Origin of the sequence: Pseudomonas lopnurensis (genome assembly GCF_015070855.1) — a bacterium.
GTDB lineage: Bacteria > Pseudomonadota > Gammaproteobacteria > Pseudomonadales > Pseudomonadaceae > Stutzerimonas > Stutzerimonas lopnurensis.
Genome location: NZ_JADDIX010000079.1, coordinates 43,010 through 69,360 on the forward strand (window position 1 = coordinate 43,010; position 26,351 = coordinate 69,360).

Here is a 26,351-nt window from a genome sequence, read left to right on the forward strand (position 1 = left end):
GGCCGATGACGTTGCCGCCGGCCGCGCCGAGGCCGCCGCCGATGGCCGCCTCGGTGCGGCTGCGCTTGTCCGCGCCCACCGCACCCCCTGCCGCGCCGCCGACGCCGGCGCCAATCGCGGCACCGGCCGAGCCGCCCAGGTGCTCTCCCACCACCGACCCCAGCACCCCGCCCAGGGCGCCGCCGACGGCGGCCTCGGTATTGCTGCCGGCGAATGCCGCGCCGCTGAGCAGGCTGGCGGACAACAGGAAAATCGAGGAGTACTTCATGGGTGTGATCCCGAATGTGGAATGGCCGCGCGATCCTCACGCGCCGTTGCGCTTGCCGCAAGGCCTTTCGGATGAATGAGCGAGGCCGTTCTTGTTTCGTAATTATTTGATTTAAAAGAGGAACTCTCGAGAGCTGGAGCGGTCTCCAGCTTCTTGGGGGATTGGTCGCCGACCGCGCGGCGGATCAGGACGTGATGGGCCGAGGCGTCGGCGCCGGGCTGTAGACCCGCGGCGGACTGTGGTGGGGCAGGTGGATCAGGTTGAGGTTGTGCTGCTGCGCCCATTGTGTGGCAAGCCCGGTGGGCGCGGACAGGCTGACCAGGGTCGGGATGCCGGCACGCTGGACCTTCTGCATCAGCTCCAGGCTGCAACGGCTGGTGACGACGGCCAGCCCGCCCGCGGCCGAACGACGCCCGCGCGCCATGGCGCCGATCAGCTTGTCCAGCGCGTTGTGCCGGCCGATGTCCTCCCGGCCCAGGCGGATCTCGCCGCCGGCATCCATGAACAGCGCCGCATGCACCGCGCCGCAATCGCGGCCCAGCGGCTGGAAGGCGGCGATGCGCTGGCGCAGGTCATGCAGCCATTGCGACGGCGGCAGCGCCGAGGCCGGCAGCGGCGGCAGGCAGGGCAGTGCCTGTTCCAGTGCCTCGACGCCGCACAGCCCGCAACTGCTGGTGCCGGGCAACTGGCGGCGCTGGCGCTTGAGCCGCCAGAAGGCACGGCTGGAAATCTCCACCTCGGCCTGGCGCGCGTCCTCGCGCCCGTGCAGGCGGATGTCGTAGATCTCGTCGATGGAATCGACGAAGCCGTTGGCGAGGCTGAAGCCGACCACGAAGTCCTCGAAATCGGCGGGGGAGAGCATCATCACGGCCTGGCTCAGGCCGTTGTAGGCGATCGCCAGGGCGCACTCCTCGGCCAGGTCGACGGGACGCTGCTCGGCCGTATCGATGGGCTGATAGTGATAGCGCTGGCTGGCACCGGCAGGCGGCGCTGCGGTGTCGGCGCAGGAAGCGGTGAGACGGCGCGGAGCATTCATCGGCAAACTCGGATGGGGGCGAACATCATTAGCATTAGCGGCGGTCGCCAGCGGTCGTACAGCCTATGACCCACGCAAGCGTCCGAGGATTCACTGCCGGTCGGCGGCGAGCATGTCGCGCACGCGCTTGGCCAGATCGTCGAGGTTGAACGGCTTGCTGATCATGTCCATGCCGGGATCGAGGAAGCCGCTGCTGGCGGCCTGCTCGGCGTAGCCGGTCATGAACAGCACGCGCAGGCCGGGGCGGCGCTGGCGGGCGATGTCGGCCAGCTGCCGGCCATTCATCCCCGGCAGGCCGACATCGGTGATCAGCAGGTCGAGGTGCGCACCGGTTTCCAGCACCTCCTCCGCGCGGTTGCCGTCGGCCGCCTCCAGCGCCCGATAGCCGAGCATTTCCAGCACGTCGAGTACCAGCAGGCGCACCGCCGGGTCGTCCTCGACCACCAGCACGGTTTCGCCCTGCTGCGCCTGCAACGCGCCGTCCGCGTCGCCGGCGGTCGCATCCGCATGCGCTTGCTGCTGGTGCGCCGGCAGGTACAGACGCACTTCGGTGCCCTTGCCGGGCTCGCTGGTGATCTGCACGTGGCCGCCGGCCTGGCGGGTGAAACCGTAGATCATCGACAGGCCGAGGCCGGTGCCCTGGCCGATGGGCTTGGTAGTGAAGAAGGGTTCGAAGACGCTGGCCAGCACTTTGGCGTTCATGCCGCAGCCGCTGTCCGCGACGCTTAGGGTGACATAGTGCCCGGCGGCCAGTTCGCCGATCTCGCCCTGGTGTTGCAGCGCCACATTGGCGGTGGCGATGCGCAGGACGCCGCCGTCGGGCATGGCGTCGCGCGCATTGATCATGAGGTTGAGCAGGGCACTTTCCAGCTGGTTCTCGTCGCTGTTGACGGCCCAGAGCCCGGTCTGCAACGCGGTTTCGATGCAGATATGGCTGCCCAGCGTGCGGCTCAGCAGGTCGCGCATCGAATCGATCAGTTCGTTCAGTTCGACCCGCTTGAGATTCAGCGGCTGGCGTCGGGCGAAGGCCAGCAGGCGGTGGGTCAGCGCGGCGGCGCGGTTGGCCGAGGTGGTCGCGGCCTCGATGAAGCGCTGGGTTTCGTCGTGGCGACCGGACTGGATGTAGCGCTGGGTCAGGTCGAGCCCGCCGATGATGCCGGTGAGCATATTGTTGAAGTCGTGGGCGATGCCGCCGGTGAGCTGGCCGACCGCTTCCATCTTCTGCGCCTGGCGCAGCGCGGCCTGGGTCTGTTCGCGGGTGGCCATTTCCTTGAGCAGACGTTCGTAGACTTGCGCCAGCGCCTCGGTGCGCTCCTGGACGCGGCTCTCCAGCGTCTCGTTGAGTTCGCGCAGGGCCCGCTCGGCCTGGCGCCGCTCGCTGATGTCCTGGGCAAGGACGAAGAAGCCTTGCACCACGCCGTGCTCGTCGCGACGCGGCAGGTATTGCACCAGCATGTGCCGTGCGTCCTTGCGGGCCTCGAAGGTGACCGGGCGGCCGGCGAGAGCGGCGCGAATGCTTTGCGCGCGGTCGGCGTAGGTCTGCTCGCCGAAGACTTCGCGAAGCTCGCGGCCAACCAACCATGCCTGGCCGAGCCATTCGCGGCAGGCGCGATTGTGGAAGCGGAAACGTTCCTGGCTGTCGATGTAGGCGATCAGTACGGGCAGGGCATCGGTGATGATCTTCAGCTCGGCCTCGCTGTTGCGCAGCGCGGCCTGCGCCAGGCGCGCCTCGGTGCGCACGCGCTCGCTGGTTTCGCTGAGGCACAGCAGCAGCCCGCCGATACCCTGCCGGTCGTCGCGGATCGGGCTGAGGGCGAGGTTGAACCAGGCTTCGACGAGCACGCCGTCGCGCTCGAGCGCCAGTTGCTGGTTGTGCAATACGCGGGCTTCGCCGCGGCGGGCGGTATCGCAGGCCGGGGCGAGCAGTTTCCAGGTCGCGCCCCAGCGGTTGCAGGCGGGTTGGCCGAGTTCGGTGGGATGGCGACTGCCGATCAGCGCGGCGTGGGCATCGTTGTACAACTGCAGCGCCTGCTCGCCCCAGAGAATGCACATCGGCAGCGGGGCCTCGAGGACGGTGTCGAGCAGCACGCGCAGGGTCGCCGGCCAGCGCCGGGGCGGCCCCAGCTTCGTCGCACTCCAGTCGTGCCGACGGATCCGCTGGCCCATCTCGCTGTTACTGTGGGGCCAGAGGTCGGCTCCTGCTGCTGACATGTTGTTTCCTATCGAACAATCCGTGGCTTAACTGCGAAACCGGGGCGTGTATCGGATGCCGCGGGTTCGCTGTTTCGATGCTTGCCGACCCCCGATCGTCCTGAACCGGGTGCCGCCGGCGCCAACCGCGGCCAGTGTAAGGCCTCGGGTGCCGCGGACGCAGCGCTTCGCGTCATGGCCGGTGTCCCTGCAGGCTGCGTATCAGGTCGAGGTAGTCTTCGACGGCGCTGAATTCCTCGGTGTCCCTGGGCGCGCGGCGGCTATCCGGTTCGCGTACCGCGAGCAGGTGGGCGACGCCGAAGCGCCGGGCGCTGCGCAGGATCGGCAGGCTGTCGTCGATGAACAACGTGCGGGCCGGGTCGAACTCCAGGTCCTGCCTGAGCGCGTGCCAGAACTGCGCTTCTTCCTTGGGGAAACCGTAGTCGTGGGAACTGATCAGACGGTCGAACCAGGGTGCCAGTTCGATTTTTTCCAGCTTCAGTGACAGCGAGTCGCGATGCGCGTTGGTGATCAGCACCACGCGCTTGTCCGCCGCGCGCAGGGCGCCGAGGAATTCATCGGCGGCCGGGCGCAGGGCGATCAACTCGGCCACCTCGCGTTTCATCTCGCGGATCGGCAGATCGAGCTCGCGGGTCCAGTAGTCCAGGCAGTACCAGGTGAGCTTGCCGACGTGCTCGTTGAACAGCGGCGCCAGTTCCAGTTCGGCCATCGCCCGGCTGATGCCGTGCAGCTCGGCGTAGCGCTGCGGTAGCAGTTCCAGCCAGAAATGGTTGTCGAAATGCAGGTCCAGCAGGGTGCCGTCCATGTCGAGCAGGACGGTGTCGATTTCGGACCAGGGTAGGGAGGCGATCATGGGCGGGTCTTCGTACGGCGATGTGTGGGGAAGGTCACGGCGGTCGGGTGGATACAAAGCATTCACGGTCGCCGCAAAAAGCCGGGTTATGATAGCCGCTCGCGTTTCCAGGAGTTTCCCATGCGCCAGAAGCCCACCGTGCTCGCTCGTGAGATCGTCGCGAGCAGCCGCCTGTTCCGTGTCGAGGAGCTGCAACTGCGTTTTTCCAACGGTGTGGAACGCACCTACGAACGCCTGGTCGGCAAAGGCAGCGGCTACGGCGCGGTGATGATCGTGGCGCTGGTCGACGCGCAGAACGCGTTGCTCATCGAGGAGTACTGCGGCGGCACCGACAGCTACGAGCTGTCCCTGCCCAAGGGGCTGATCGAGCCCGGCGAGGACGTGCTGGAAGCGGCCAACCGCGAGCTCAAGGAAGAAGCCGGCTTCGGCGCCCGGCGCCTGGAGCTGCTGACCGAGCTGTCGCTGTCGCCGGGCTACATGAGCCAGAAGATCCAGGTGGTGCTGGCGCGCGACCTGTATCCCGAGCAGTTGCCGGGGGACGAGCCGGAGCCGATGCGCCTCGAGCAGGTCAGCCTGCGCGAGCTGTCGAGCCTGATCCAGCATCCGCAATTCAGCGAAGGCCGAGCCCTGGCGGCGCTCTATCTGGCCCGCGATCTATTGACTCAGCGCGGGGAATTCAGCCAATGAGCCATCCTTATCTGTCGGCGGTGATCGATCTGGTACGCCAGGCCGGCGAGGCCATCTTGCCGTACTGGCGCAGCGAGCTGGCGGTGCAGACCAAGGCCGACGCCTCGCCGGTGACGGCCGCGGACATGGCGGCCCATCACGTACTGCTGGAAGGCCTGACGGCGCTGGATGGCAGCATCCCGGTACTTTCCGAGGAGGATTGTGCGGCACCGCTCGGCGAGCGAGCCGGCTGGAGCCGCTGGTGGTTGGTCGATCCGCTGGACGGCACCAAGGAATTCATCGCCGGCACCGACGAGTTCACCGTCAACGTGGCGCTGGTCGAACAGGGCAAGGTGCGCTTCGGTGTGGTCGGCATACCCGCCAGTGGCCGCTGTTATTACGGCGGCGCGGATTTCGGTGCCTGGTGCAGCGAGCCCTCGGGCGATAGCCAGCCTCTGCGCGTGCGCCTGCAGCCGCAGGGACCGTTCACCGTGGTGGCCAGCCGGCGCCACAGCAGCCCCGCCCAGGAATATCTGCTCGACGGCCTGCGCCAGCGCTTCGGTGAACTGGCGCGGGTGAACGTCGGCAGCTCGCTGAAGTTCTGCCTGCTCGCCGAAGGTGCGGCCGACTGCTATCCGCGCCTGGCGCCCACGTCGCAATGGGACACGGCCGCGGCCCAGGGCGTACTCGAAGGCGCCGGTGGCGAGGTGCTGGACATCGGTGGCGCGCCGCTGAGTTATGAAGCGCGGGAGAGCTATCTCAACCCCTCGTTCCTGGCCTTGCCCAGGGGCGTCGACTGGCGTGACGGGCTGATCGGCATCGCGCGGGGCAGCGAAAGCAGCTTGAAGCCGGATGCTTGAAGCGGGAAGAAAGCGTCTGGCCGGCGCGGCGATGGGGAAGGCGTAGGGCGGGTTGCAACCCGCCGAACGGAGTCGGCGTCCCGCACATCGGCGGGTTTCTCCCGCCCTACGCATCTGATCGGCATCGCGTGGGGCAGTGAAAGCGGCTTGAAGCCGGACGCTTGAAGCGGGAAGAAAGCGTCTGGCCGGCGCGGCGATGGGGGAGGCGTAGGGCGGGTTGCAACCCGCCGAACGGAGTCGGCGTCCCGCACATCGGCGGGTTTCTTCCGCCCTACGCATCTTCCGTAGGAGCGGGCCATGCCCGCGATGCCTGTAGTGTGGCCAGGATTCGCACGCATGGCTCGCTCCTGCAGGTCGTCGTGCGCTCGGCGTTGCCGGTGATCCTGGCTTGCAGCTTGCAGCTGCCTTATTTATGCAATACGAACTGCCCGGTGAAACGCACCGCATCGCGGCCGTCGGCCGCCAGAATGCGACTGTGCAGTTCCAGGCGCGAGCGGCCACGGCGGCGGTAGATGGCCTCGAAACGTTCCCAGGCAGCCGCGTCGGGCGCCGAGCAGATGGCGATGGCGTCGTCCACCACCGGCAACGGGTATTCGATCTGCCCTTCGTGAATGACGATGTGGCCATCCTCGATGCCCGCCTCGCGCAGGCGCAGGTGCAGCCAGCCCCAGCCGGCCAGCACCGCGGCGCAGTACAGGCTGCCGCCGAACATGCTGCTCTTGTGGTTGATGTTCGGCTGCAGCGGTACCTGCAGACGCAGCTCGTGGTTTTCCCATTGATCGACACGCAGGCCCAGCGAGCGGGTCAGCGGAATGTCGTGATGGAGAATGGCTTCCAGGTAGCGGCTATCACGGCTCATGCCGGGGCGGTTCCTAAACGTTGCGAAGATACAGACAGACGCCAAGCATGACTCTTGAGTCACGGTTTGGCCAGCCCGTTAGCGACTTTCGCCGGGGCGGCCGGCGCGCCTGTCGGCGGGTGTTCCCGAACGGTGCCGGACGTACCGCTGGCGGTATTTAGTGGTGCGCTGGCGTCAGCCCGCAGGCTTGCTGCGGTAGGCGCAATAACCCGGTCGCGGGCCGATGCGCGGGTGATTGCGGCAGGTATCCGGACGTTTGGCATAGACGCTGCAAAGGCGCGTCTGGCGGTCCAGGTAGAGGCAGTCGCCGTTGGCCAGGCGGGTCAGGGTGAAGATGCCGTGCTTGTGGTTGAAGTGCTCGACGATGCCGGCTTTGCTCAGGCGCTTGGCGATGTTCTTCGCCGGTTCGTCGCGCTCGAAGGCATCGACCAGTTCCAGGCGGATCAGGTCGTCAATGCGCACTTCCACCGGCAGGGTGCAGCAGGTGGCATGGCAGTCGCGGCACAGGCCGTTGCTGTAGCGCACCCAGGTTTCCAGGCGGTCAGGGTCGGCGGAGGCGATCAGCTTGTTCTTCACGTGGGGCTTTCGAGTGGGCGGGCGGCGGGGATCATAGCGATCTGCGCGGCAATTGCCAGTGTTTCCGGCCGGTCCCGCCCGCCGGACAGACGGTAGCGCAGATGTAAAGGAAACCTGCAAATCTTTCTGGTCTGTCGAATTGGAGATGAACGGGCACGGCTGCCATGAGTCCCTCTTGTGTAGCCTCGCCAACAGGCTGTCGGAAAACCTAGGCGAGGCAGGCAAGACAAGGCGCAACGACCAGCGGGAGTCACAGCCGGCCCGAAGGTGAGCGCAGCGAGTCAAAACGGTTGGAAAACCGAGTTTACGTGCTGTAAACGGCGTTTTGACCGGACGCGCGCATGAGGCTGTCTTTAACGCAGTATTGCCAATGCAGGTGGTGTTTCAGCGGCCTGCTAATCGAGGTCTGTCCATGACTCAGGAAACCACTAGTTCCACCGCCGACGAGGTCTCCGCTTTCCGTGAACGGGTGCTGCGCAAGCTCACCTATGCGGTGGGCAAGGACCCGGAACACGCCTCGGATCACGACTGGTTCGAGGCTGTCGCCCTGGCCACGCGAGACAGCACCATCGATCGCTGGATGGATTGCACCCGGCAGACCTACCGGGATGGCCAGAAGCGGGTCTACTACCTCTCCCTGGAGTTTCTCATTGGCCGCCTGCTGGTCGACAGCCTGAGCAACCTCGGCCTGTTCGAGGTGGCGCGCGAGGCGCTGGCGGGGCTCGACGTGGATATCGACCGCATCCGCCTGCTGGAACCGGATGCGGCGCTGGGCAACGGCGGCCTGGGACGGCTGGCGGCCTGCTTCATGGAAAGCATGGCGACCCTGGGCGTGGCCTCGCACGGCTATGGCATCCGCTACGACCATGGCTTGTTCCGCCAGGCGATCGTCGACGGCTGGCAGCACGAGCAGACCGAAACCTGGCTGGACTTCGGCAACCCCTGGGAATTCGAACGCTCGGAGGTCAACTACCTGATCGGCTTCGGCGGCAACGTCACCGCAAGCACCGACGAGCAGGGCGAGGTGCGGCATTTCTGGCGCTGGGCCGAAGGCGTGCGGGCGATCGCCTACGACACCCCGATCGTCGGTTGGCGCGGTGCGGGGGTGAACACCCTGCGCCTGTGGCGCGCACGGCCGGAAGCGGATTTCCACCTGGAGCGTTTCAATGCCGGCGACCACATCGGTGCCGCCGCCGAAGAGGCGCGTGCCGAAAGCATCTCGCGGGTGCTCTATCCGGCGGACAGTACCGAGGCCGGCCAGGAACTGCGCCTGCGCCAGGAATACTTCTTCGTCGCCGCTTCGCTGCAGGACCTGCTGCGCCGCCATCTCAAGCAGCGCGGTACGCTGGACAGCCTGCCGGACTTCGCCGCCATCCAGCTCAACGACACCCACCCGGCGATCGCCGTGGCCGAACTGATGCGCTTGCTGGTGGACGTGCATGGCTACGAGTGGGAGCACGCCTGGCGGCTGACCAGCGCGACGCTGTCCTACACCAACCACACGCTGTTGCCCGAGGCCCTGGAAACCTGGCCGGTGGGGCTGATGGAACGCCTGCTGCCGCGGCACATGCAGATCATCTACCTGATCAATGCCCATCATCTGGACTGCCTGCGCGAGCGCGGACTGCAGGACGCCGAGTTGCTGCGTTCGGTCTCGCTGATCGAGGAGGATCACGGTCGCCGGGTGCGCATGGGCAACCTGGCCTTCCTCGGATCGCACAGCACCAACGGCGTTTCGGCGCTGCATACCCAATTGATGCGCAAGACCGTGTTCACCGATCTGCACGGGCTGTATCCGCAGCGGATCAACAACAAGACCAACGGCATCACCTTCCGCCGCTGGCTGTACCAGGCCAACCCGCAGCTCACCCGGCTGCTGGTCGACAACCTCGGCGAAGACCTGCTCGATGCCCCGGAGACGCGCCTGCGCGATCTGGAACCCTATGCCGAGCAGGCACGGTTCCGCCAGCGCTTCGCCGAGCAGCGGCAGGCCAACAAGCGCCATCTGGCGAACGTGATCCACGAGCGCCTGGGCATCTGCGTCGATCCGCAGGCGCTGTTCGACGTGCACGTCAAACGCATCCACGAATACAAGCGGCAACTGCTCAACCTGCTGCACACCGTGGCGCTGTACCACGCCATTCGCGACGATCCGGGCGGCAGCTGGGTGCCGCGGGTGAAGATCTTCGCCGGCAAGGCCGCGGCCAGCTACCACCAGGCCAAGCTGATCATCAAGCTGAGCAACGACATCGCCAACACCATCAATGCCGACCCCACGGTGCGCGGCCTGCTCAAGGTGGTGTTCCTGCCCAATTACAACGTCAGCCTGGCCGAGGACATCATTCCCGCCGCCGACCTGTCCGAGCAGATCTCCACCGCCGGTCTGGAGGCCTCGGGGACCAGCAACATGAAGTTCGCCCTCAACGGCGCGCTGACCATCGGCACGCTGGATGGCGCCAATGTGGAGATGAGCGAACAGGTGGGGCTGGAGCACATGTTCATCTTCGGCCTCACGGCGCAGCAGGTGACCGCGCGCAAGCTCGCCGGCGAATACAATGCCGAGGCCACCATCGCCGCCACCCCGCGGCTCAAGGAAGTGCTGGCGGCGATTCGCGGCGGCGCCTTCTGTTCGGAAGACCCCGGGCGCTACGTCGGCCTGGTGGATGGCCTCAGCTGGCACGACACCTTCATGGTCTGCGCCGACTTCGACGCCTACTGGCAGGCGCAACTGGACGTCGAGGCATGCTGGCGCGATCCGGACCGCTGGTGGCGCTCGGCGGTGCTGAATACCGCACGGATGGGCTGGTTCTCCTCGGATCGGACCATTCGCGAGTACGCACGGGATATCTGGAAGGTCATGTAGTGCGCGGGTCCGCCGTCGGCAGCGGATTGGCGTTGCGCTGAACTCTGCCCGGCAGGCGCCGGTCTGAGGGGAGTTAGTTTCACCACGGCCTGCTAAACTGCGCGGGTTTATCTTTCCTCCGGAGCCATTTCCATGTCACGCGTAACCCTCAGTCGCTACCTCATCGAGCAGACTCGCAGCAACAACACCCCTGCTGACCTGCGTTTTCTAATCGAGGTCGTGGCGCGAGCGTGCAAGGAGATCAGCCACGCGGTGTCCAAGGGCGCCCTCGGCGGCGTGCTGGGCAGCGCCGACAGCGAGAACATCCAGGGCGAAGTGCAGAAGAAGCTCGACGTGCTCTCCAACGAGATCCTGCTGGAGGCCAACGAGTGGGGCGGCCACCTGGCCGGCATGGCGTCCGAGGAAATGGACAACGCCTACCAGATCCCCGGCAAGTACCCCAAGGGCGCCTACCTGCTGGTCTTCGATCCGCTGGACGGCTCCAGCAACATCGACGTCAACGTCTCGGTCGGCACCATCTTCTCCGTGCTGCGCTGCCCGGATGCCTGCTTCAGCCAGAACGACGCGCTGGGCGAGGAAGCCTTTCTCCAGCCCGGCACCCGGCAGGTCGCCGCCGGCTACGCCATCTACGGTCCGCAGACCATGCTGGTGCTGACCCTCGGCCACGGTGTCATGGGCTTCACTCTGGATCGCGAGCTGGGCAGCTTCGTGCTCACCCACGAGCACCTGCGCGTGCCGGAAAGCACGGCCGAATTCGCCATCAACATGTCCAACCAGCGCCACTGGGAAGAGCCGGTCAAACGCTACGTCGGCGAGCTGCTGGCCGGCGAGACCGGGCCGCTGGGCAAGAACTACAACATGCGCTGGATCGCCTCGATGGTCGCCGACGTGCACCGCATCCTCACCCGTGGCGGCCTGTTCATGTACCCGCGCGATGCCCGCGAGCCGGAAAAGCCGGGCAAGCTGCGTCTGATGTACGAGGCCAACCCGATGTCGATGATCATCGAGCAGGCCGGCGGCGCAGCCACCAATGGCACCCAGCGCATCCTCGACATCCAGCCCGAATCCCTGCACCAGCGCGTGGCGGTATTCCTCGGCTCGAAGGAAGAAGTCGAACGCGTCACCGGCTACCACCAGGGCTGACCGGTGCAGGCGCCCTGGCAGCAATTGCTCGACTGGTGGTTCGGCCAGGGTGCCACGGCAGCCGAGATCTATGCCGGGAAGCACGCGCTGTGGTTCGGCTACAAGCCCGCACAGGATGCCCAGGCCCGTGAGCGTTTCGGCGCTTGGGTGCAGGAGGCGCTCGACGGCGGCCTGCAGGAATGGGCCGAGCAGCCCGAAGGCTGGTTGGCGCTGTTGCTGTTGCTCGACCAACTGCCGCGGATGATCCACCGCGGTACGCCGCGGGCTTTCGCCGGCGACGCGCGTGCCCTGCAACTGGCCCGCGAGGGCCTGGCGCACGGCGGCGACATGCTGCTTGCACCGATCCAGCGGGTGTTCGTCTACCTGGTGCTGGAGCACACCGAGAATCTTGCCGTGCAGGACCTGGCCGTCGCACATTTCGCGGCGCTGCGGGACATTGCCGCAGCCGACGAGCAGAAGCCGTTCGGCGAGTTTCTCGATTACGCCGAGCGCCACCGCGAGGTGATCTCGCGCTTCGGCCGCTTTCCCCATCGCAATGCCATTCTCGGGCGTGACTGCAGCGCGGCCGAAGCGGCTTTTCTGGCGCTGCCGGGCTCGGGTTTCTGAACGCCGGGCGGCGACTGCGATGCGTGAGTCTTACAAGACAAGGAGTTCGATATGTCATTGCGTACCCCGTTGCTGATCGCCGGCGCGTTGCTGCTCGGCGCCTGCAGCCCGGTCACCCAGGAGAATTTCGCCAAGCTCGAGCCCGGCATGGACCGCGCGCAGGTGGAGCAACTGCTCGGCAAGCCGGGCGAATGCGCCGGCGCGCTGGGCATGTCCAGCTGCACCTGGGGCGAGAAGAACCGTTTCATCAGCGTTCAGTTCGCTGGCGACCAGGTGATGATGTTCTCCGGCAAGGGTCTCAAATGACGGCAGCCGGCGAGCCACAGCGCGCCGAACAGCGCGACGGGCGCTAATTTCCACGGCGACATGCTCAACGCCTCGAACCCCGTTATGATGCCGCTAACGTCATGCGGGCTGGCCGGCCCGCCGCAGATCGGGAGTGTGCCATGCAGACCTTGTTTCCGGAGATCAAACCCTACGCCCGGCACGAGCTGGCGGTCGAAGAACCGCATGTGCTTTACGTCGACGAGAGTGGTTCGCCGGACGGTCTGCCGGTGGTGTTCGTCCATGGTGGCCCCGGCGGCGGCTGCGATGCCATCAGCCGGCGCTTCTTCGACCCGACCCTGTACCGCATCATCACCTTCGACCAGCGCGGCTGCGGGCGCTCGACGCCGCACGCGAGCCTGGAAAACAATACCACCGCGCACCTGATCGCCGACATGCAGCGCATCCGCGAGCACCTGGGCATCGACAAGTGGGTGCTGTTCGGCGGCTCCTGGGGTTCGACGTTGTCGCTGGCCTATGCGCAGGCCTATCCCGAGCACGTGCACGCGCTGATCCTGCGCGGCATCTTCCTCTGTCGGCCGCAGGACCTGTCGTGGTTCTACCAGGAAGGGGCCAGCCGGCTGTTCCCCGACTACTGGCAGGACTTCATCGCGCCGATCGCGCCGGAAGAGCGCGGCGACCTGATGCAGGCCTTCCACCGCCGCCTCACCGGCACCGACCAGATCGCCCAGATGCACGCGGCCAAGGCCTGGTCCTGCTGGGAGGGCCGCACCGCGACGCTGCGGCCGAACAGCCATGTGGTCGAACGCTTCACCGATGCCCACCGGGCGCTGTCGATGGCGCGCATCGAATGCCACTACTTCGTCAACCAGGCCTTCCTCGAGCCGGATCAACTGCTGCGCGACATGCCGAAGATCGCCCATCTGCCGGGCATCATCGTGCACGGCCGCTACGATGCCATCTGCCCGCTGGACAACGCCTGGGCGCTGCACCAGGCCTGGCCGAACAGCGAGCTGCAGATCATCCGCGACGCCGGGCATTCCGCTGCCGAAGTCGGCATCAGCGATGCGCTGGTGCGCGCCACCGGCGAGATCGCCCATCGCCTGCTCGACCTGCCGCCGGCGGATGCCTGATGGAGAATGTCTGATGAAGGGGCTGATCCAGCGCGTCCGGCATGCGCGGGTCGAAGTGGCCGGCGAGGTGGTCGGCGCGATCGATCAGGGGCTCCTGGTGCTGGTCGGTGTCGAACGCGAGGATGACCGTGCGCGGGCCGACAAACTGCTGCACAAGCTGCTCAACTACCGCGTGTTCGGTGATGCCGAGGGCAGGATGAACCGCTCGCTGAAAGACATCGGTGGCGGCCTGCTGCTGGTGTCGCAGTTCACCCTGGCCGCCGATACCCGCAGCGGCCTGCGCCCGAGCTTTTCCTGCGCGGCGCCACCGGCGCAGGGCGAAGAGCTCTACGACTACCTGCTCGCGCAGGCACGCCGGCAGCACCCGCAAGTGGCCTGTGGACGTTTCGGCGCCGAGATGCAGGTGCACCTGCTGAACGACGGACCAGTGACCTTCCTTCTGGAAAGCTGAATCGCCCGCGCGCTTTCACGGTCGGGCCGGCTCCAGGTCGTTGTCGCGCAACCAGTTGAGCGCGTATTCGCGCAGTTGCTGCGTCTGGTAGCGCAGCCAGGCCTCGCGCACGTCCGGGAAGTCTTCCAGCTTGAAGTCGAAGGTGCGCAGCGGCTTGCGGCCCTTGAGCGCAGTGCTCAGCACGGCATGCGCGATGGGGTCGTGCTGGGTGAACAGGAAGGCCTCGCGCATGGCCATCGATTGCGCCAGCTCCAGGGGCTCTATGTGCAGATAGCGGTCCTGCTGTACGTCGTATTTTTCCAGGATGCCGGGCGCCGGCTCGCCGGGAAAGATCGCGCGAATCTCGCCGCTCTCCAGGTCGAGGTAGTACTCGGCGGTATCGCGCCCGTCCAGCGCGTACTCCAGGCGGTGCATGTCGATGGTCAGTGGTCGCATGGCATAGGACTGCTCTTTTGGGAATCGGTCAGGGCCTGTCGAGATTCCAGCGCGATCACGTCGAAACTGCGGCGGTCCCTAGGGCTCTGACTCCCGTGCACCGGGTGGGTGCGCTACGTTCATCGGGCAGGGATCCTCCACCGAGCGATGTCGCCGAGAACCGTCAGGGTGTTAGCCCGCACAGGGGGCGGTTGTGGTGGGCTGAAGCCCACCGACAGACGCCGCGCTCCGGCCCAACCTACAATCCGGCAACTGGTAGGGTTGAGCGCAGCGAAGTCCAACGGCATTCCGAAGCCCGAGGTTCGACGCGATGCGGCGTGCCGCGTAGCCACCCTGAAACGCAACCGTCGTCGATTCGCTCAGAACAGCCGGGCCAGCAGCGCGCTGACGGCCGTTTCCACGCGCAGGATGCGCGCGCCGAGCTGCACCGGCTGCAGGCCGGCGGCGGCGAGTTTTTCCACTTCGTAGGGTATCCAGCCGCCTTCCGGTCCGATGGCCAGGGTTACCGGCTCGTCCAGGGCCCGCGGGCAGGCCGGGTAGTCGCCCGGATGACCGACCAGGCCGCGGCTGCCGGCGGCCAGCTGCGGCAGGCGGTCCTCGACGAAGGGCTTGAAGCGCTTCTCGATGCTGACCTGCGGCAGCACGGTATCGCGCGCCTGCTCCAGGCCGAGGATCAGTTGCTCGCGGATGGCCGCCGGTTCGAGGAAGGGCGTCTGCCAGAAGCTCTTTTCCACGCGGTAACTGTTGAGCAGCACCAGGCGCGGCACACCCATGGCGGCAACGGTCTGCAGCACCCGCCGCAGCATCTTCGGCCGCGGCAGGGCGAGCAGCAGGGTCAGCGGAAGCTTGGCCGGAGGCGGTTGGTCGAAGACGACTTCCAGCTCGGCCTCATGGTCATCCAGCCGCAGCAGGCGACCGTTGCCCATCGCGCCGCCGAGCAGGCCGACGCGCAGGCTTTCACCGATCTCGGCACGCTGCACCTCGCGCATGTGCGTGAGGCGGCGATCACGCAGCAGTACGCGGTTGCCGGCAAAGAAGTCGGCCGTTTCCAGCAGCAGCAGGTTCACGGACGCGGCGAGGGTGGTTGGTCGCCCGATTGCGGCGCTTCATCCTCGGCATCACCGCGCAAATGCTCGTCGCGCTTCTTGATCATGCTGCCGCAGATCACCCCGGCCTCGAACAGCAGCCACATGGGTACCGCCAGCAGCGCCTGCGAGAACACGTCCGGCGGCGTCAGCACCATGCCGACGACGAAGCAGCCGACGATCACGTAGGGGCGGCTCTTGCGCAGGGTGGCGACGTCGACGATGCCGACCCAGATCAGCAGAAACGTCGCCACCGGGATCTCGAACGCCACGCCGAAGGCGAAGAACAGCGTGAGGACGAAGTCCAGGTACTGGCCGATGTCGGTCATCATCGCCACGCCTTCCGGGGTCACGCTGGCGAAGAAGCCGAACATGATCGGGAACACCACGAAGTAGGCGAAGGCCATGCCGGCATAGAACAGGAGGATGCTCGACACCAGCAGCGGCACGGCGATGCGCTTCTCGTGCTTGTACAGGCCAGGGGCGATGAAGCCCCAGATCTGGTGCAGGATGATCGGCATCGAGAGGAACAGCGCGACCATCAGCGTCAGCTTGAACGGTGTCAGGAACGGCGAGGCGACGCCGGTGGCGATCATCGTCGCGCCTTCCGGCAGGTAGGCACGCAACGGCGCGGCGACCAGTGCGTAGATCTGCTGGGAGAAGTAGAACAACCCGCCGAACAGCAGGCCGATGGCGATCACGCAGCGCAACAGGCGCCTGCGCAACTCGGTCAGGTGGGCGACCAGCGGCATTTCCTGATCGTCGATGGAAGGCTGGCTCATGGTTCGGGCGATCTGTCAGGACGGGGAGCGGGTTCGGCGGGCCGGGGCGGCTCGGGCGTCTGCTCCGGCGGAGCGCCGCGGCTGTCGACGCTGGCGGGTTCGGCCGGGCTGCTGGCGGCGGGCTCGCTGCCGGCGTCGCGCGAACCGGTCGTGGTGGCCGGCGGCATGATGCTCTGCTTCATTTCCCGCTCGAGGTCGAGGATGCGCTCGTTGTGCAGCTGTCGGCGGATCTCGTCGGCACCGATCTCGCGCTCGACCTCGGCCTTGATGTTGCTGAAGCTGCGTTTCAGGCGGCCGACCCACAGGCCGGTGGTGCGCACCGCGCCTGGCAGACGCTCCGGGCCGAGCACCAGCAGCGCCACCAGGCCGACCAGCAGCAGTTCGGTGAAACCGATATCGAACATCAGGACATGCTCACATCAAAAGGGAAAGCGGCCGCGCGGGTGAAGGGCATCCGGCTGGAGGTCCGTCGGCGACGCGGTCGCGCAGTACGTCATGCCTAGTCTTTCTTGGTCGGTTCTTCGACCTTGCGTGCCTGTGCGTCGATGGTGTGGTTCTGCTTGTCCTCCACGCCGGGCTTGTCCTCGTCGGTGCCCATGGATTTACGGAAGCCCTTGATCGCATCGCCGAGATCGGAGCCCAGGCCTTTGAGGCGCTTGGTGCCGAACAGCATGATGACGATGAGCAGGATGATCAGGAGTTGCCAGATGCTGATGCCGCCAAAACCCATGGTGATATCTCCGGTGTGGATCAGGTTTGCGGACGCGCGGCTTTTTCCGCGTGCCCGGAGAGACCGAAGCGCCGGTCCAGTTCGTCCAGTACCGCCTGCGGATGCTGGCCGAGGGCGGCGAGCATGACCAGGCTGTGGAACCAGAGATCGGCGGTTTCGTAGATCAGGTCGCTGCAGTCGCCGCTCGCGGCGGCGTCCTTGGCGGCGAGAATGGTTTCCACCGATTCCTCGCCGACCTTTTCGAGAATCTTGTTCAGGCCCTTGTGATACAGGCTGGCCACGTAGGAGCTGTCCGGCGCCGCACCCTTGCGGGATTCCAGCACCTCGGCCAGGCGGGCGAAGGTGTCACTCATGCTTGTGCTCCGCATAGATGGCGTCGGGGTCCTTGAGTACCGGCTCGACGACCTTCCAGGCGCCGTTCTCGTAGACGCGGTAGAAGCAGCTCTCGCGGCCGGTATGGCAGGCGATGCCGCCAATCTGCTCGACCATCAGGATGATCACGTCCGCGTCGCAGTCCAGGCGCAATTCGTGCAGCTGCTGCACATGGCCGGATTCCTCGCCCTTGCGCCATAGCCTGGCACGGGAACGTGACCAATAAATTGCACGTTGCTCCTGCGCGGTCAGTGACAGCGCTTCGCGATTCATCCAGGCCATCATCAGCACGCGGCCGGTCTTGTGGTCCTGGGCGATCGCCGGGACCAGGCCGTCGGCGTTCCAGTTGATCTCGTCCAGCCAGTTCATCGAATTCTCCGCTCAATGCGCCAAGTGTGCCAGCCCGGATCGGTGATGGCTATCGGCGCACCACGATGAAGATGCCCGCCACCAGCATCACCCAGGCCGGCCAGGCGGCAAGGGCGGTGAAGGTGTCGGCGTTGGCCGCCAGGGTCGCGCCGCTGCCCAGCAGTACGGCGCCGACCAGGCGCAGCGGCCAGCCGTGGTGACGCTCGCGCCAGGGCGGCGGTGGGTTGTCCGCGTGCGGGTGCGACATGCGCTCGAGCAGTTCGCGGGTCATATGGGCCAGGTGCGGCAGCTGTTCGACCTGTGCCTGCACGTTCTTGAGCAGGTGCCTGGGGCTCATGCGCTCGCGCATCCAGCGCTCCAGGTAGGGCTGGCCGGTGCTCCACAGGTCCAGGTCGGGATACAGCTCGCGGCCGAGGCCCTCGATGTTGAGCAGGGTCTTCTGCAGCAACACCAACTGCGGCTGCACTTCCATGTTGAAGCGCCGCGCCACCTGGAACAGGCGCACCAGCAGCTGGCCGAAGGAGATGTCCTTCAGCGGCTTCTCGAAGATCGGCTCGCAGACGGTGCGGATCGCCGCCTCGAACTCGTTGACCTTGGTTTCCGCCGGCACCCAGCCCGAATCGATATGCAGCTGCGCCACCTTGCGGTAGTCGCGCTTGAAGAAGGCCATCAGGTTGCGCGCCAGGTAGTCTTGGTCTTCCGGCGTCAGGCTGCCGACGATGCCGAAATCCACCGCGATGTACTGCGGGCTCCACGGCTGGTGGGTGCTGACGAAGATGTTGCCGGGGTGCATGTCGGCATGGAAGAAGCTGTCGCGGAACACCTGGGTGAAGAAGATCTCCACGCCGCGCTCGGCAAGCTGGCGCATGTCGGTGTTCTGCCGGGCCAGCGCGGCCATGTCGGTGACCGGCACGCCGTAGATGCGCTCCATCACCAGCACCTGCGGGCGGCAGTAGTCCCAGTGCACCTGCGGCACGTAGAGCAGCGCCGAACCCTCGAAGTTGCGCTTGAGCTGGCTGGCGTTGGCCGCCTCGCGCAGCAGGTCGAGCTCGTCGTAGATGGTCTTGGCGTAATCCTCGACCACCTCCACCAGGTGCAGGCGGCGGGCGTCGATGGAGATCCGCTCGGCGCTCTTGGCCAGCATGAACAGCCAGGCCAGGTCCTGCCCGATGATCGGCTTGAGGTTCGGCCGCACCACCTTGACCACCACTTCCTCCCCACTGCGCAGCCTGGCCGCATGCACCTGGGCCACCGAGGCCGAGGCCAGCGGCTTGCTGTCGAAGCGGGCGAACAGCTCGCCGACCGGGGCGCCCAGTTGCTGCTCGATCAGCGCCGTGGCGCGTGCGGAGTCGAACGGCGGCACGCGGTCCTGGAGCATCGCCAGCTCGTCGGCGATGTCCGGCGGCAGCAGGTCGCGGCGGGTCGAGAGCAACTGGCCGAACTTGATGAAGATCGGCCCCAGCCCCTCCAGCGCCAGGCGCAGGCGGGCGCCGCGCGACAGCGCGCTGCGCCCCCGCGGAATCCAGCGCCACGGCAGCAGGTAGCTGGTGCCGCGCAGCCACCAGGGCATCGGCAGGTCGAGGATGATGTCATCGAGACGGTAGCGGATCACCACCAGCAGGATGCGGAACAGGCGGCGGGCGGCGGCGAACAGCTTCATTCGGGGCGGTCTGGGTTCAGGTTGAGGGCGAGGCGCTCGATGCGGGCCTCGAGGCGGTCGAGAGCGAGCTTCATGTCGTCCAGCTCGTCGAAGCGGGCCTGGGCTTCGGCCTGGCCGACCAGGGCGCGGGCTTCTTCACCGAGGTAGTCGGCCAGATCCTGGCGCAACGAGTCGGCGCTTTCGCGAAGCCAGTGCAGCGGGTTGCGCAGGCTGCTGCCGAGCAGCTGGGCGCCTACCGGGCCGAGCCAGCGGGAGATTTCGTATTCCCAGTCGAGTTCCAGGTCCTGGAGGATTTCGGCCAGGCTCGTCAGCAGGCCGCTGTCGCCGTCGATCTCGACGTCAGGGCCATGCAGCACGGCGGTCTTGTCGCGGCTGAGCGCCAGGCGCAGCAGGCTGGTCGCCGGCGCACGCAGGCGACAGTCGGCCTCGGCACCCCAGCTGGAGGCCAGGCGCAGGCCTTCGTCATCGGCGAGCAGGAACAGCCGCCAGGCCGGCGCCGTGCAGTCGATCTCGATGATCCGCCCGCTCAGCCGCGCCAGGCGCGGCAGTGCCGTGGGGTCCAGGCGCAGGACGCGATTGATGCCGCGCTCGGCGCCGGCCAGCAGAGCCGCGCGCAGCATCAGGGCTTGATGCCCCGGTGCAGGGCGACGATGCCGCCGGTCATGTTGTGGTAGCTGACGCGCTCGAAGCCGGCGGTCTCCATCATGCCCTTGAGGGTTTCCTGGTCCGGGTGCATGCGGATCGACTCGGCCAGGTAGCGGTAGCTGTCGGCGTCGTTGGTGATCAGCTTGCCCATCATCGGCAGCAGGCTGAACGAGTAGGCGTCGTAGGCCTTGGAGAACAGTGCATTGGTCGGCTTGGAGAACTCCAGCACCAGCAGCCGACCGCCCGGCTTGAGCACCCGCAGCATCGAGGCGATGGCGTCTTCCTTGTGGGTGACGTTGCGCAGGCCGAAGGCGATGGTCACCACGTCGAAGTGGTTGTCCGGGAAGGGCAGCTTCTCGGCATCGGCCTGGACGAACCTGACGTTGCCGGCCACGCCCTTGTCCAGCAGCTTGTCGCGGCCGACCTTGAGCATCGAGGCGTTGATGTCGGCCAGCACCACTTCGCCGCTGGGGCCGACGATGCGCGAGAACTGCCGGGTCAGGTCACCGGTGCCGCCGGCGATGTCCAGCACGCGGTTGCCGTGGCGCACACCGGACAGCTCGATGGTGAAGCGCTTCCACAGCCGGTGGATGCCGCCGGACATCAGGTCGTTCATCAGGTCGTACTTGGCGGCCACGGAGTGGAACACCTCGGCCACCTTCTGCGCCTTCTGGCTTTCCGGCACGTGCTTGTAGCCGAAGTGGGTGGTCGGTTCTGCGTCATGCGCTTTGCGGGGATCGGTCATGTCACTTTCACCGGGAGAATGTGCGGGGCATTCTAAACCCAAAAGCAGCCACAAGCTTCAAGCCGCAAAGCAGCTTCAAGCTGCAAGCCATAAGCTACAAGGAAAAGCTTGACGAGCATTTGGGCGCCAGCCCGCACTCTGGCAGCTTGCAGCTTGCAGCTTGCAGCTTGCAGCTTGCAGCTTGCAGCTTGCAGCTTGCAGCTTGCAGCTTGCAGCTACTGCTATAGTGCGCGCCTTTTCGGGCGCAGCCAGGAGTCGTAATGGCCCAGATCATCGTCGAACGTTCCCACAGTCTCGGCCGCGAGGCCGCTCGCGAGAAGGCCGAGCAACTGGCCGGGCGGCTGGCCAGCGAGTATGGCGTGCGCTGTCAGTGGCAAGGCGATGTGCTGGCGGTCAAGCGCAGCGGGGCGGATGGGCGCATCGAGGTGCACGAGGACAGCGTCAGGGTGCAGCTCAACCTCGGTCTGCTGCTGTCGGCCATGGGCGCCAGCATTCAGGGACAGATCGAGCGCGCACTGGACAAGGCGCTGCAGGCCTGAACAACTAGTGGCCTGTTTGGTTGGTTTGTTAACTCACCGGGCATTATGTTGTAGGCGCCAGCTTGCTGGCGATCATCGGCAATGGTGGTCGGGATCGCCAGCAAGGACTAGGCGTCCCCCAGGCTCCTACGCTCGAAAGGCCTTTGTGCTTCTCCCGAGTCGCGGCAACGTATGGATAAACGAACTTCAAAGACAGTCCGAGTCTGCGGCCTTTTATCGCACCTGTCGTCGCGCCGGTTCCACGATCAGCGGCAGCGTGCACCCGCGCAGGCGCGCCGCCTGGTCCGCAGCCAGTGGCCGCCGTCCTCGACCAGATTCTGCAAGTCTGCACGTCGCAGTCACACGCGACAGTTGACGAGGCACTAGAGCCGAAAGCGCCCGACCCGCTGCTGCAAATCCTCGCCCAGGCGGACCAGGTCCTGGCTGGCGCTGGCGTTCCGCTCGCCGGCCGCTGCGCTGCGTTCGGCGACGTCGCGCACGCTGACGATGCTGCGGCTGATCTCCTCGGCCACGCAACTCTGCTGTTCGGTCGCCGCGGCAACCTGCTGGTTCATGGTGTCGATCGAGGCGATGCGCTGGCTGATGTCCGCGAGCAGGTTGCCGGCGCGGCGGGTCAGGCCGACGGTGGCATCGCTCAGCTCGCGGCTCTGCTGCATCGAGTTCATGGCCTGCTGGGTGCCGTGCTGCAGCGCCTCGATCAGTTGCTGGATTTCTTCGGTCGATTGTCGGGTGCGCTGGGCCAGGCCGCGGACCTCGTCGGCGACCACGGCGAAGCCGCGGCCCGCATCGCCGGCCCGGGCGGCCTCGATGGCGGCGTTGAGGGCGAGCAGGTTGGTCTGTTCGGCCACGTTGCGGATCACCAGCAGGACACTGCCGATCGCCTGGCTGTCGTCTTCCAGGCGCGCCATGGCGTCGGCCGAGCCGGCGACCTGCTCGGCGGTGCGCTCCATCTGCCGGATCATCTGCGTCACCAGCGCATCGCCCTCCTGCGCCTGCTGTCCGGCTTGCTGGCTGGCCTGCGCGGTGTCGACCGCATGCCGGGCGACCTCCTGCACCGTGGCGGCCATCTGCTCGATGGCCGTGGCGACCTGCTCGGTTTCCTGCTTCTGCTGGTCGATGTCTTCACGGTTGCGGCTGGAGACCACCGACAGGCCGCTGGCGGCCTCGCCGAGCCGTACGACGTCCTGGCCGATACCGCCAATGAGCTGGCGCAGGCTGTGCTGCATGTCGAGCATGGCCCGCTGCAACTGGCCGAGTTCGTCACGCCGATCGACGTGCAGCGCCTGCCCCAGGTCGCCGGCGGCGATGCCACCGGCGAAGGCCAGCGTCCGCCGCAGCGGCGTGGTCACCTGCCGGGCGATCAGCCAGGCGGTGGCGCTACCCAGCAACAGCGCCAGCACGGCGCCGATCAGCAGCTGGATCTGGCTGCGCCGTTGTTCATCGGCCAGCTGTCGCTTGTGGCGTTCGGCCAGTGCCCGCGCATGCTGGCCGAAATCATCCGCGCTACGCTCGAGCTCGGCACGCGCCCGCTGGCTGTTGGCGAGGCTCGCCTGCAGCTCCGCCAGGGCGTCGCGGTAGCTCTGCAGCATGCCGTCGACCAGAAACAGTTGCGAAGCCAGCGACGGGCCGAGGGTCTTGCGCAGACGCGAGAGCAGGTCGAAGGTGCGGCCGAGCGCCTTGCTGGCGGCGTCGGCGGCGGCCTGGTCCGGTCGTACCCGCAGGGTTTCGACATGCTGGCGGGTCAGCAATAGCTGGTCGACCAGTTCGGCGAGGCCGCGCACGTCGGCCAGCCCGGCGGCGACGTCGTCGCTGAACTCCAGCGCGGACAGGGCCTGACGCTGCAGCGAGCCGAGGCTCAGGGTGCTGGCGTCGGCATGGTGAATCAGCGTGTCCTCGGCTTTCCGGTGGGTCCGGGCAGCGGCCAGCAGCGCTTCGACCGCGGCCTGGTAACGCTGCAGGTCGCCATCCAGCACGGTCATGTCGGCACCGGCGGAATCGGCCAGCCGGGCGATGGCCTCGTGCAGCGCGCCGATGTCCTGTTGCAGCTGTTCGGCATGGGCCGGGTCGCCCTCGAGGATCAAGCGCAACTCCACCAGCCGGGTGCCGAGCGCCGCACGGTCGAGTTCGTTGACCGCACCCAGCGTGTCGCTGCCGGATGCCAAATTCAACAGGCCGCGCTGGCCGATCAGCATCACCGCCAGGGTCAGGAGCAGGGTCAGGCCGAAGCCGAGGGCGAGTTTGCGGCCAACCGAGAGATTGGCCAGTAACGACGAGAAAGGGGACATCCGCGGACTCCGACTGAAAACCTGACCGACCGTGCAAGATTCGGGACAGGTTCATGGTGTCCGGGCCGAGGCCGCACCATTGCGGTGTTTCGTGGCCGACAGCGGTGTCGCGGCCCACCCGAGTGCTCGTCCGTGGAGCGTGGTAGATCGCTCATGCTCCCGAGCGGAGCACCGGCCTAACCAGCCAGGCATGCGTAGGTTGGGTTGAGCGCAGCGAAGCCCAACGGGCGGGGCGTCGGGTAGGGGAGGTGTACGGCGTGCAAATGTTGGGCTTCGGCGCTGCGCGCCTCAACCCAACCTACGGACTAGGGTATCTGGCGGGGTGCGGTGGGCCGATTGCGATGTAGGTTGGCCTGAGCGCAGCGAAGCTCAACGGTGGGGGACGGTGCATGTTGCACAGGTGTTGGACTTCGGCGCTGCGCGCCCCAGGCTACGCGCCCCGACCCAACATCGCTACAGCATCAGCCGCACCGGCGAGATGTCCGGATCACGGGATTTGCCGGCGTCCGCCAGGGCCTGCAGATACTCGTCCCAGAGCGCCTGCTGGTTCAGCGCCAGGCGCTCCAGATAATCCCAGGTGAACAGACCGCTGTCGTGGCCGTCGCTGAAGGTCAGCTTCAGCGCGTACTGGCCGGCGGGCTCGATCTGCTCCAGGCCGACGTTCAGCTTGCCGGTCTGCAGCACCGGATTGCCATGGCCCTGCACTTCTGCCGAGGGCGAGTGCACGCGCAGGAATTCGGCGGGCAGGACGTAGCGTTCATCGCTGCCGTACTCCAGTTCCAGGGTCTTCGAGGCTTTGTGCAGCTTGATTGCGGTGGGAATGCGCATGGATCAGCTCCAAGCCCCAAGCTGCAAGCTACAAGTCGAAGCAGGGCCTGCTTGCGGCTTGTAGCTTGCGGCTCATGGCTGCTTTTAAAGGATATACCGCGACAAGTCTTCGTCCTGCGCCAGCTCGCCGAGGTGCTCGTTGACGTAGGCGGCGTCGATGCGAATCGCCTCGCCATTCTGCGTGGCGGCGATATCGGCGGCGCTGAAGGAAACTTCCTCCAGCAGGCGCTCGAGCAGGGTGTGCAGGCGCCGCGCACCGATGTTCTCGGTCTTCTCGTTGACCTGCCAGGCGATTTCGGCGATGCGCTTGATGCCGTCCTCGAGGAATTCGACGTGCAGCCCCTCGGTCTTCAGCAGTTCGCGGTACTGCTCGGTGAGCGCCGCGTGCGGTTCGGTGAGGATGCGTTCGAAGTCCTGCGGCGACAGCGCCTTGAGTTCGACGCGGATCGGCAGGCGGCCCTGCAGTTCCGGCACCAGGTCGCTGGGTTTGGACAGGTGGAAGGCGCCCGAGGCGATGAACAGGATGTGGTCGGTCTTGACCATGCCCAGCTTGGTGTTGACCGTGCTGCCCTCGATCAGCGGCAGCAGGTCGCGCTGCACGCCCTCGCGGGAAACGTCGGCCCCGCCGGTGTTGCCGCGCTTGGCCACCTTGTCGATCTCGTCGATGAAGACGATGCCGTTCTGCTCCACCGCCTCCAGGGCACGGGCCTTGAGCTCTTCCTCGTTGACCAGGCGGGCGGCTTCCTCGTCGCGGATCAGCTTGAGCGCGTCCTTGATCTTCAGTTTGCGGTTCTTCTTCTTGCCCTTGCCCATGTTGGCGAAGAGGTTCTGCAGCTGGCTGGTCATCTCTTCCATGCCGGGTGGGGCCATGATTTCCACACCGGCCGGGCTTTCGGCGACTTCGATGTCGATTTCCTTGTCGTCCAGCTGGCCTTCGCGCAGGCGCTTGCGGAACAGCTGGCGGGTGTTGGAATCGCTGCTCTGCACCGGCTCCTCGCTGAAGCCGACCGGGCGCGCCGGCGGCAGCAGGGCGTCGAGGATGCGCTCCTCGGCGGCATCCTCGGCGCGATGACGCATCTTGTGCACTTCCTGCTCGCGCAGCATCTTCAGCGCGGCATCGGCCAGATCGCGAATGATCGATTCGACATCGCGGCCGACATAGCCGACCTCGGTGAACTTGGTCGCCTCCACCTTGATAAACGGTGCATTGGCCAGCTTGGCCAGGCGGCGGGCGATCTCGGTCTTGCCGACACCGGTCGGGCCGATCATCAGGATGTTCTTCGGGGTGACTTCCTGGCGCAGCTCGACCGGCAGCTGCATGCGCCGCCAGCGGTTGCGCAGGGCGATGGCGACGGCACGCTTGGCGTCGTCCTGGCCAATGATGTGGCGATTGAGTTCGTGGACGATCTCGCGGGGCGTCATGGGCATTTTCGGTACTCCGGAAGGGGCGGGACGCAGGCGATCAGAGCGCGCTGTCCAGCTCCTCTATGGTCAGATTCTGATTGGTGAACACGCAGATGCTGCCGGCGATGTTCAGTGCCGTCTCGGCGATTTCCTGGGCGGACATCTCGTCGCCGCCCTTGCGCAGCAATGCCATGGCCGCCGCCTGGGCGAAGCCGCCGCCGGAGCCCATGGCGATCAGGTCGTCTTCGGGCTGCACCACGTCGCCGTTGCCGGTGATGATCAGCGAGGCGTCCTTGTTGGCCACCGCCAGCATGGCTTCCAGGCGGCTCAGGGTGCGATCGGTGCGCCAGTCCTTGGCCAGCTCGACGGCGGCACGGACCAGATGGCCCTGGTGTTTCTCCAACTGGCCCTCGAAGCGCTCGAAGAGGGTGAAGGCGTCGGCGGTGGCCCCGGCGAAACCGGCCAGCACCTGGCCGTGGTAGAGCCGACGGACTTTCTTGGCGTTGCCTTTCATGACGGTGTTGCCCAGGGAAACCTGGCCGTCGCCGCCCATGACGACTTTGCCGTTGCGGCGCACTGAAACGATGGTGGTCAAGGGGAAATCTCCACACGGCGGGGCGATGAATGCCCGAATGCGCTTGATATGGGGGAGCCTTCGGGGC

At 66.5% G+C, this 26,351-nt stretch carries 28 protein-coding genes and 1 pseudogene; 9 read left to right on the forward strand and 20 right to left on the reverse strand.

Annotated elements, in window-relative coordinates; all coding sequences use genetic code 11:
• The 4 genes and pseudogenes from IN820_RS22700 to yrfG all read right to left on the reverse strand — a co-directional run.
• Positions 1–268 (reverse strand): annotated as a pseudogene (locus tag IN820_RS22700) (hypothetical protein); the annotation flags it as partial.
• 184 nt (positions 269–452) lie between these two features.
• Entirely contained in the window at positions 453–1,304 is an 852-nt protein-coding gene (gene fdhD / locus IN820_RS17290) for a formate dehydrogenase accessory sulfurtransferase FdhD (RefSeq protein ID WP_193682162.1), read from the reverse strand.
• 90 nt (positions 1,305–1,394) lie between these two features.
• On the reverse strand, positions 1,395–3,515 hold the full coding sequence (locus IN820_RS17295; protein ID WP_193682163.1) for a hybrid sensor histidine kinase/response regulator: 2,121 nt from the start codon (positions 3,513–3,515) through the stop codon (positions 1,395–1,397).
• Positions 3,516–3,687: 172 nt separating this feature from the next.
• Positions 3,688–4,368, reverse strand: a complete 681-nt coding sequence (gene yrfG, locus IN820_RS17300; RefSeq protein ID WP_207793682.1) for a GMP/IMP nucleotidase — start codon at positions 4,366–4,368, stop codon at positions 3,688–3,690.
• Between the two features lie 120 nt (positions 4,369–4,488).
• Between yrfG and nudE the strand changes: the two genes are divergently transcribed.
• Positions 4,489–5,055 carry an ADP compounds hydrolase NudE gene (nudE, locus tag IN820_RS17305; protein WP_193682164.1) on the forward strand — a complete coding sequence of 189 codons (567 nt, stop codon included), beginning with the start codon at positions 4,489–4,491 and terminating at the stop codon, positions 5,053–5,055.
• On the forward strand, positions 5,052–5,894 hold the full coding sequence (gene cysQ / locus IN820_RS17310; RefSeq protein ID WP_193682165.1) for a 3'(2'),5'-bisphosphate nucleotidase CysQ: 843 nt from the start codon (positions 5,052–5,054) through the stop codon (positions 5,892–5,894). Before nudE ends, cysQ begins: the two co-directional genes overlap by 4 nt.
• A 406-nt stretch (positions 5,895–6,300) precedes the next feature.
• Here the strand turns inward: cysQ and IN820_RS17315 are convergent, their stop codons facing one another.
• Together IN820_RS17315 and IN820_RS17320 are read right to left on the reverse strand one after the other, a co-directional pair.
• Positions 6,301–6,753 carry a thioesterase domain-containing protein gene (locus IN820_RS17315; protein ID WP_193682166.1) on the reverse strand — a complete coding sequence of 151 codons (453 nt, stop codon included), beginning with the start codon at positions 6,751–6,753 and terminating at the stop codon, positions 6,301–6,303.
• A gap of 174 nt (positions 6,754–6,927) precedes the next feature.
• Positions 6,928–7,329 (reverse strand): YkgJ family cysteine cluster protein, encoded by a 402-nt coding sequence (locus tag IN820_RS17320; RefSeq protein ID WP_193682167.1) that lies wholly within the window; start codon positions 7,327–7,329, stop codon positions 6,928–6,930.
• Between the two features lie 412 nt (positions 7,330–7,741).
• Between IN820_RS17320 and IN820_RS17325 the strand changes: the two genes are divergently transcribed.
• The 6 genes from IN820_RS17325 to dtd all read left to right on the forward strand — a co-directional run bounded on the left by IN820_RS17325 (position 7,742) and on the right by dtd (position 13,810).
• Positions 7,742–10,192 carry a glycogen/starch/alpha-glucan phosphorylase gene (locus IN820_RS17325; protein WP_193682168.1) on the forward strand — a complete coding sequence of 817 codons (2,451 nt, stop codon included), beginning with the start codon at positions 7,742–7,744 and terminating at the stop codon, positions 10,190–10,192.
• Positions 10,193–10,324: 132 nt separating this feature from the next.
• Positions 10,325–11,335 (forward strand): class 1 fructose-bisphosphatase, encoded by a 1,011-nt coding sequence (locus IN820_RS17330; protein ID WP_193682169.1) that lies wholly within the window; start codon positions 10,325–10,327, stop codon positions 11,333–11,335.
• A 3-nt stretch (positions 11,336–11,338) separates the two neighbouring features.
• Positions 11,339–11,941, forward strand: coding sequence for a DUF924 family protein (locus IN820_RS17335; RefSeq protein WP_193682170.1), 603 nt, complete (start codon positions 11,339–11,341; stop codon positions 11,939–11,941).
• A gap of 51 nt (positions 11,942–11,992) precedes the next feature.
• Positions 11,993–12,247, forward strand: a complete 255-nt coding sequence (gene bamE, locus IN820_RS17340) for an outer membrane protein assembly factor BamE domain-containing protein (protein ID WP_193682171.1) — start codon at positions 11,993–11,995, stop codon at positions 12,245–12,247.
• Between the two features lie 140 nt (positions 12,248–12,387).
• Positions 12,388–13,359: a prolyl aminopeptidase gene (gene pip / locus IN820_RS17345; protein ID WP_193682172.1), complete on the forward strand. Its 972-nt coding sequence runs from the start codon at positions 12,388–12,390 to the stop codon at positions 13,357–13,359.
• 13 nt (positions 13,360–13,372) lie between these two features.
• Positions 13,373–13,810 (forward strand): D-aminoacyl-tRNA deacylase, encoded by a 438-nt coding sequence (gene dtd, locus IN820_RS17350; protein ID WP_193682173.1) that lies wholly within the window; start codon positions 13,373–13,375, stop codon positions 13,808–13,810.
• Between the two features lie 15 nt (positions 13,811–13,825).
• Here the strand turns inward: dtd and IN820_RS17355 are convergent, their stop codons facing one another.
• The 10 genes from IN820_RS17355 to ubiE all read right to left on the reverse strand — a co-directional run bounded on the left by IN820_RS17355 (position 13,826) and on the right by ubiE (position 20,633).
• Entirely contained in the window at positions 13,826–14,245 is a 420-nt protein-coding gene (locus IN820_RS17355) for a UPF0158 family protein (RefSeq protein ID WP_193682174.1), read from the reverse strand.
• Between the two features lie 359 nt (positions 14,246–14,604).
• On the reverse strand, positions 14,605–15,312 hold the full coding sequence (locus tag IN820_RS17360; RefSeq protein WP_193682175.1) for a 16S rRNA (uracil(1498)-N(3))-methyltransferase: 708 nt from the start codon (positions 15,310–15,312) through the stop codon (positions 14,605–14,607).
• Positions 15,309–16,112, reverse strand: a complete 804-nt coding sequence (tatC, locus tag IN820_RS17365; RefSeq protein WP_193682176.1) for a twin-arginine translocase subunit TatC — start codon at positions 16,110–16,112, stop codon at positions 15,309–15,311. Before tatC ends, IN820_RS17360 begins: the two co-directional genes overlap by 4 nt.
• Positions 16,109–16,516 carry a Sec-independent protein translocase protein TatB gene (tatB, locus tag IN820_RS17370; RefSeq protein ID WP_193682177.1) on the reverse strand — a complete coding sequence of 136 codons (408 nt, stop codon included), beginning with the start codon at positions 16,514–16,516 and terminating at the stop codon, positions 16,109–16,111. Before tatB ends, tatC begins: the two co-directional genes overlap by 4 nt.
• A gap of 95 nt (positions 16,517–16,611) precedes the next feature.
• Positions 16,612–16,842: a twin-arginine translocase TatA/TatE family subunit gene (gene tatA, locus IN820_RS17375; protein WP_193682178.1), complete on the reverse strand. Its 231-nt coding sequence runs from the start codon at positions 16,840–16,842 to the stop codon at positions 16,612–16,614.
• 20 nt (positions 16,843–16,862) lie between these two features.
• Positions 16,863–17,195: a phosphoribosyl-ATP diphosphatase gene (locus IN820_RS17380; RefSeq protein WP_193682179.1), complete on the reverse strand. Its 333-nt coding sequence runs from the start codon at positions 17,193–17,195 to the stop codon at positions 16,863–16,865.
• On the reverse strand, positions 17,188–17,583 hold the full coding sequence (gene hisI, locus IN820_RS17385) for a phosphoribosyl-AMP cyclohydrolase (protein WP_193682180.1): 396 nt from the start codon (positions 17,581–17,583) through the stop codon (positions 17,188–17,190). Before hisI ends, IN820_RS17380 begins: the two co-directional genes overlap by 8 nt.
• A gap of 49 nt (positions 17,584–17,632) precedes the next feature.
• Positions 17,633–19,243 (reverse strand): ubiquinone biosynthesis regulatory protein kinase UbiB, encoded by a 1,611-nt coding sequence (gene ubiB / locus IN820_RS17390; RefSeq protein ID WP_193682181.1) that lies wholly within the window; start codon positions 19,241–19,243, stop codon positions 17,633–17,635.
• A complete protein-coding gene (locus IN820_RS17395) occupies positions 19,240–19,863 on the reverse strand; it encodes a ubiquinone biosynthesis accessory factor UbiJ (protein WP_193682182.1) in 624 nt (207 codons plus the stop codon). The genes ubiB and IN820_RS17395 overlap by 4 nt, the downstream gene beginning before the upstream one ends.
• Complete coding sequence (gene ubiE / locus IN820_RS17400; RefSeq protein ID WP_193682183.1) at positions 19,863–20,633, reverse strand: bifunctional demethylmenaquinone methyltransferase/2-methoxy-6-polyprenyl-1,4-benzoquinol methylase UbiE; 771 nt, start codon at positions 20,631–20,633, stop codon at positions 19,863–19,865. Before ubiE ends, IN820_RS17395 begins: the two co-directional genes overlap by 1 nt.
• 260 nt (positions 20,634–20,893) lie before the next feature.
• Here ubiE and IN820_RS17405 point away from each other — a divergent pair, with 260 nt between their 5' ends.
• Positions 20,894–21,172: a polyhydroxyalkanoic acid system family protein gene (locus IN820_RS17405; protein WP_193682184.1), complete on the forward strand. Its 279-nt coding sequence runs from the start codon at positions 20,894–20,896 to the stop codon at positions 21,170–21,172.
• A 362-nt stretch (positions 21,173–21,534) separates the two neighbouring features.
• Here IN820_RS17405 and IN820_RS17410 read toward each other — a convergent pair whose 3' ends face one another.
• The 4 genes from IN820_RS17410 to hslV form a co-directional block, all read right to left on the reverse strand.
• The gene (locus IN820_RS17410; protein WP_193682185.1) at positions 21,535–23,457 is read right to left on the reverse strand and encodes a methyl-accepting chemotaxis protein; all 1,923 of its coding nucleotides are present in this window, start codon (positions 23,455–23,457) and stop codon (positions 21,535–21,537) included.
• 453 nt (positions 23,458–23,910) lie between these two features.
• Positions 23,911–24,285 (reverse strand): gamma-butyrobetaine hydroxylase-like domain-containing protein, encoded by a 375-nt coding sequence (locus IN820_RS17415; protein WP_193682186.1) that lies wholly within the window; start codon positions 24,283–24,285, stop codon positions 23,911–23,913.
• Positions 24,286–24,369: 84 nt separating this feature from the next.
• On the reverse strand, positions 24,370–25,713 hold the full coding sequence (gene hslU, locus IN820_RS17420; RefSeq protein WP_193682187.1) for an ATP-dependent protease ATPase subunit HslU: 1,344 nt from the start codon (positions 25,711–25,713) through the stop codon (positions 24,370–24,372).
• 34 nt (positions 25,714–25,747) lie between these two features.
• Positions 25,748–26,284, reverse strand: coding sequence for an ATP-dependent protease subunit HslV (gene hslV / locus IN820_RS17425; RefSeq protein WP_193682188.1), 537 nt, complete (start codon positions 26,282–26,284; stop codon positions 25,748–25,750).
• Positions 26,285–26,351 lie beyond the last annotated feature (67 nt).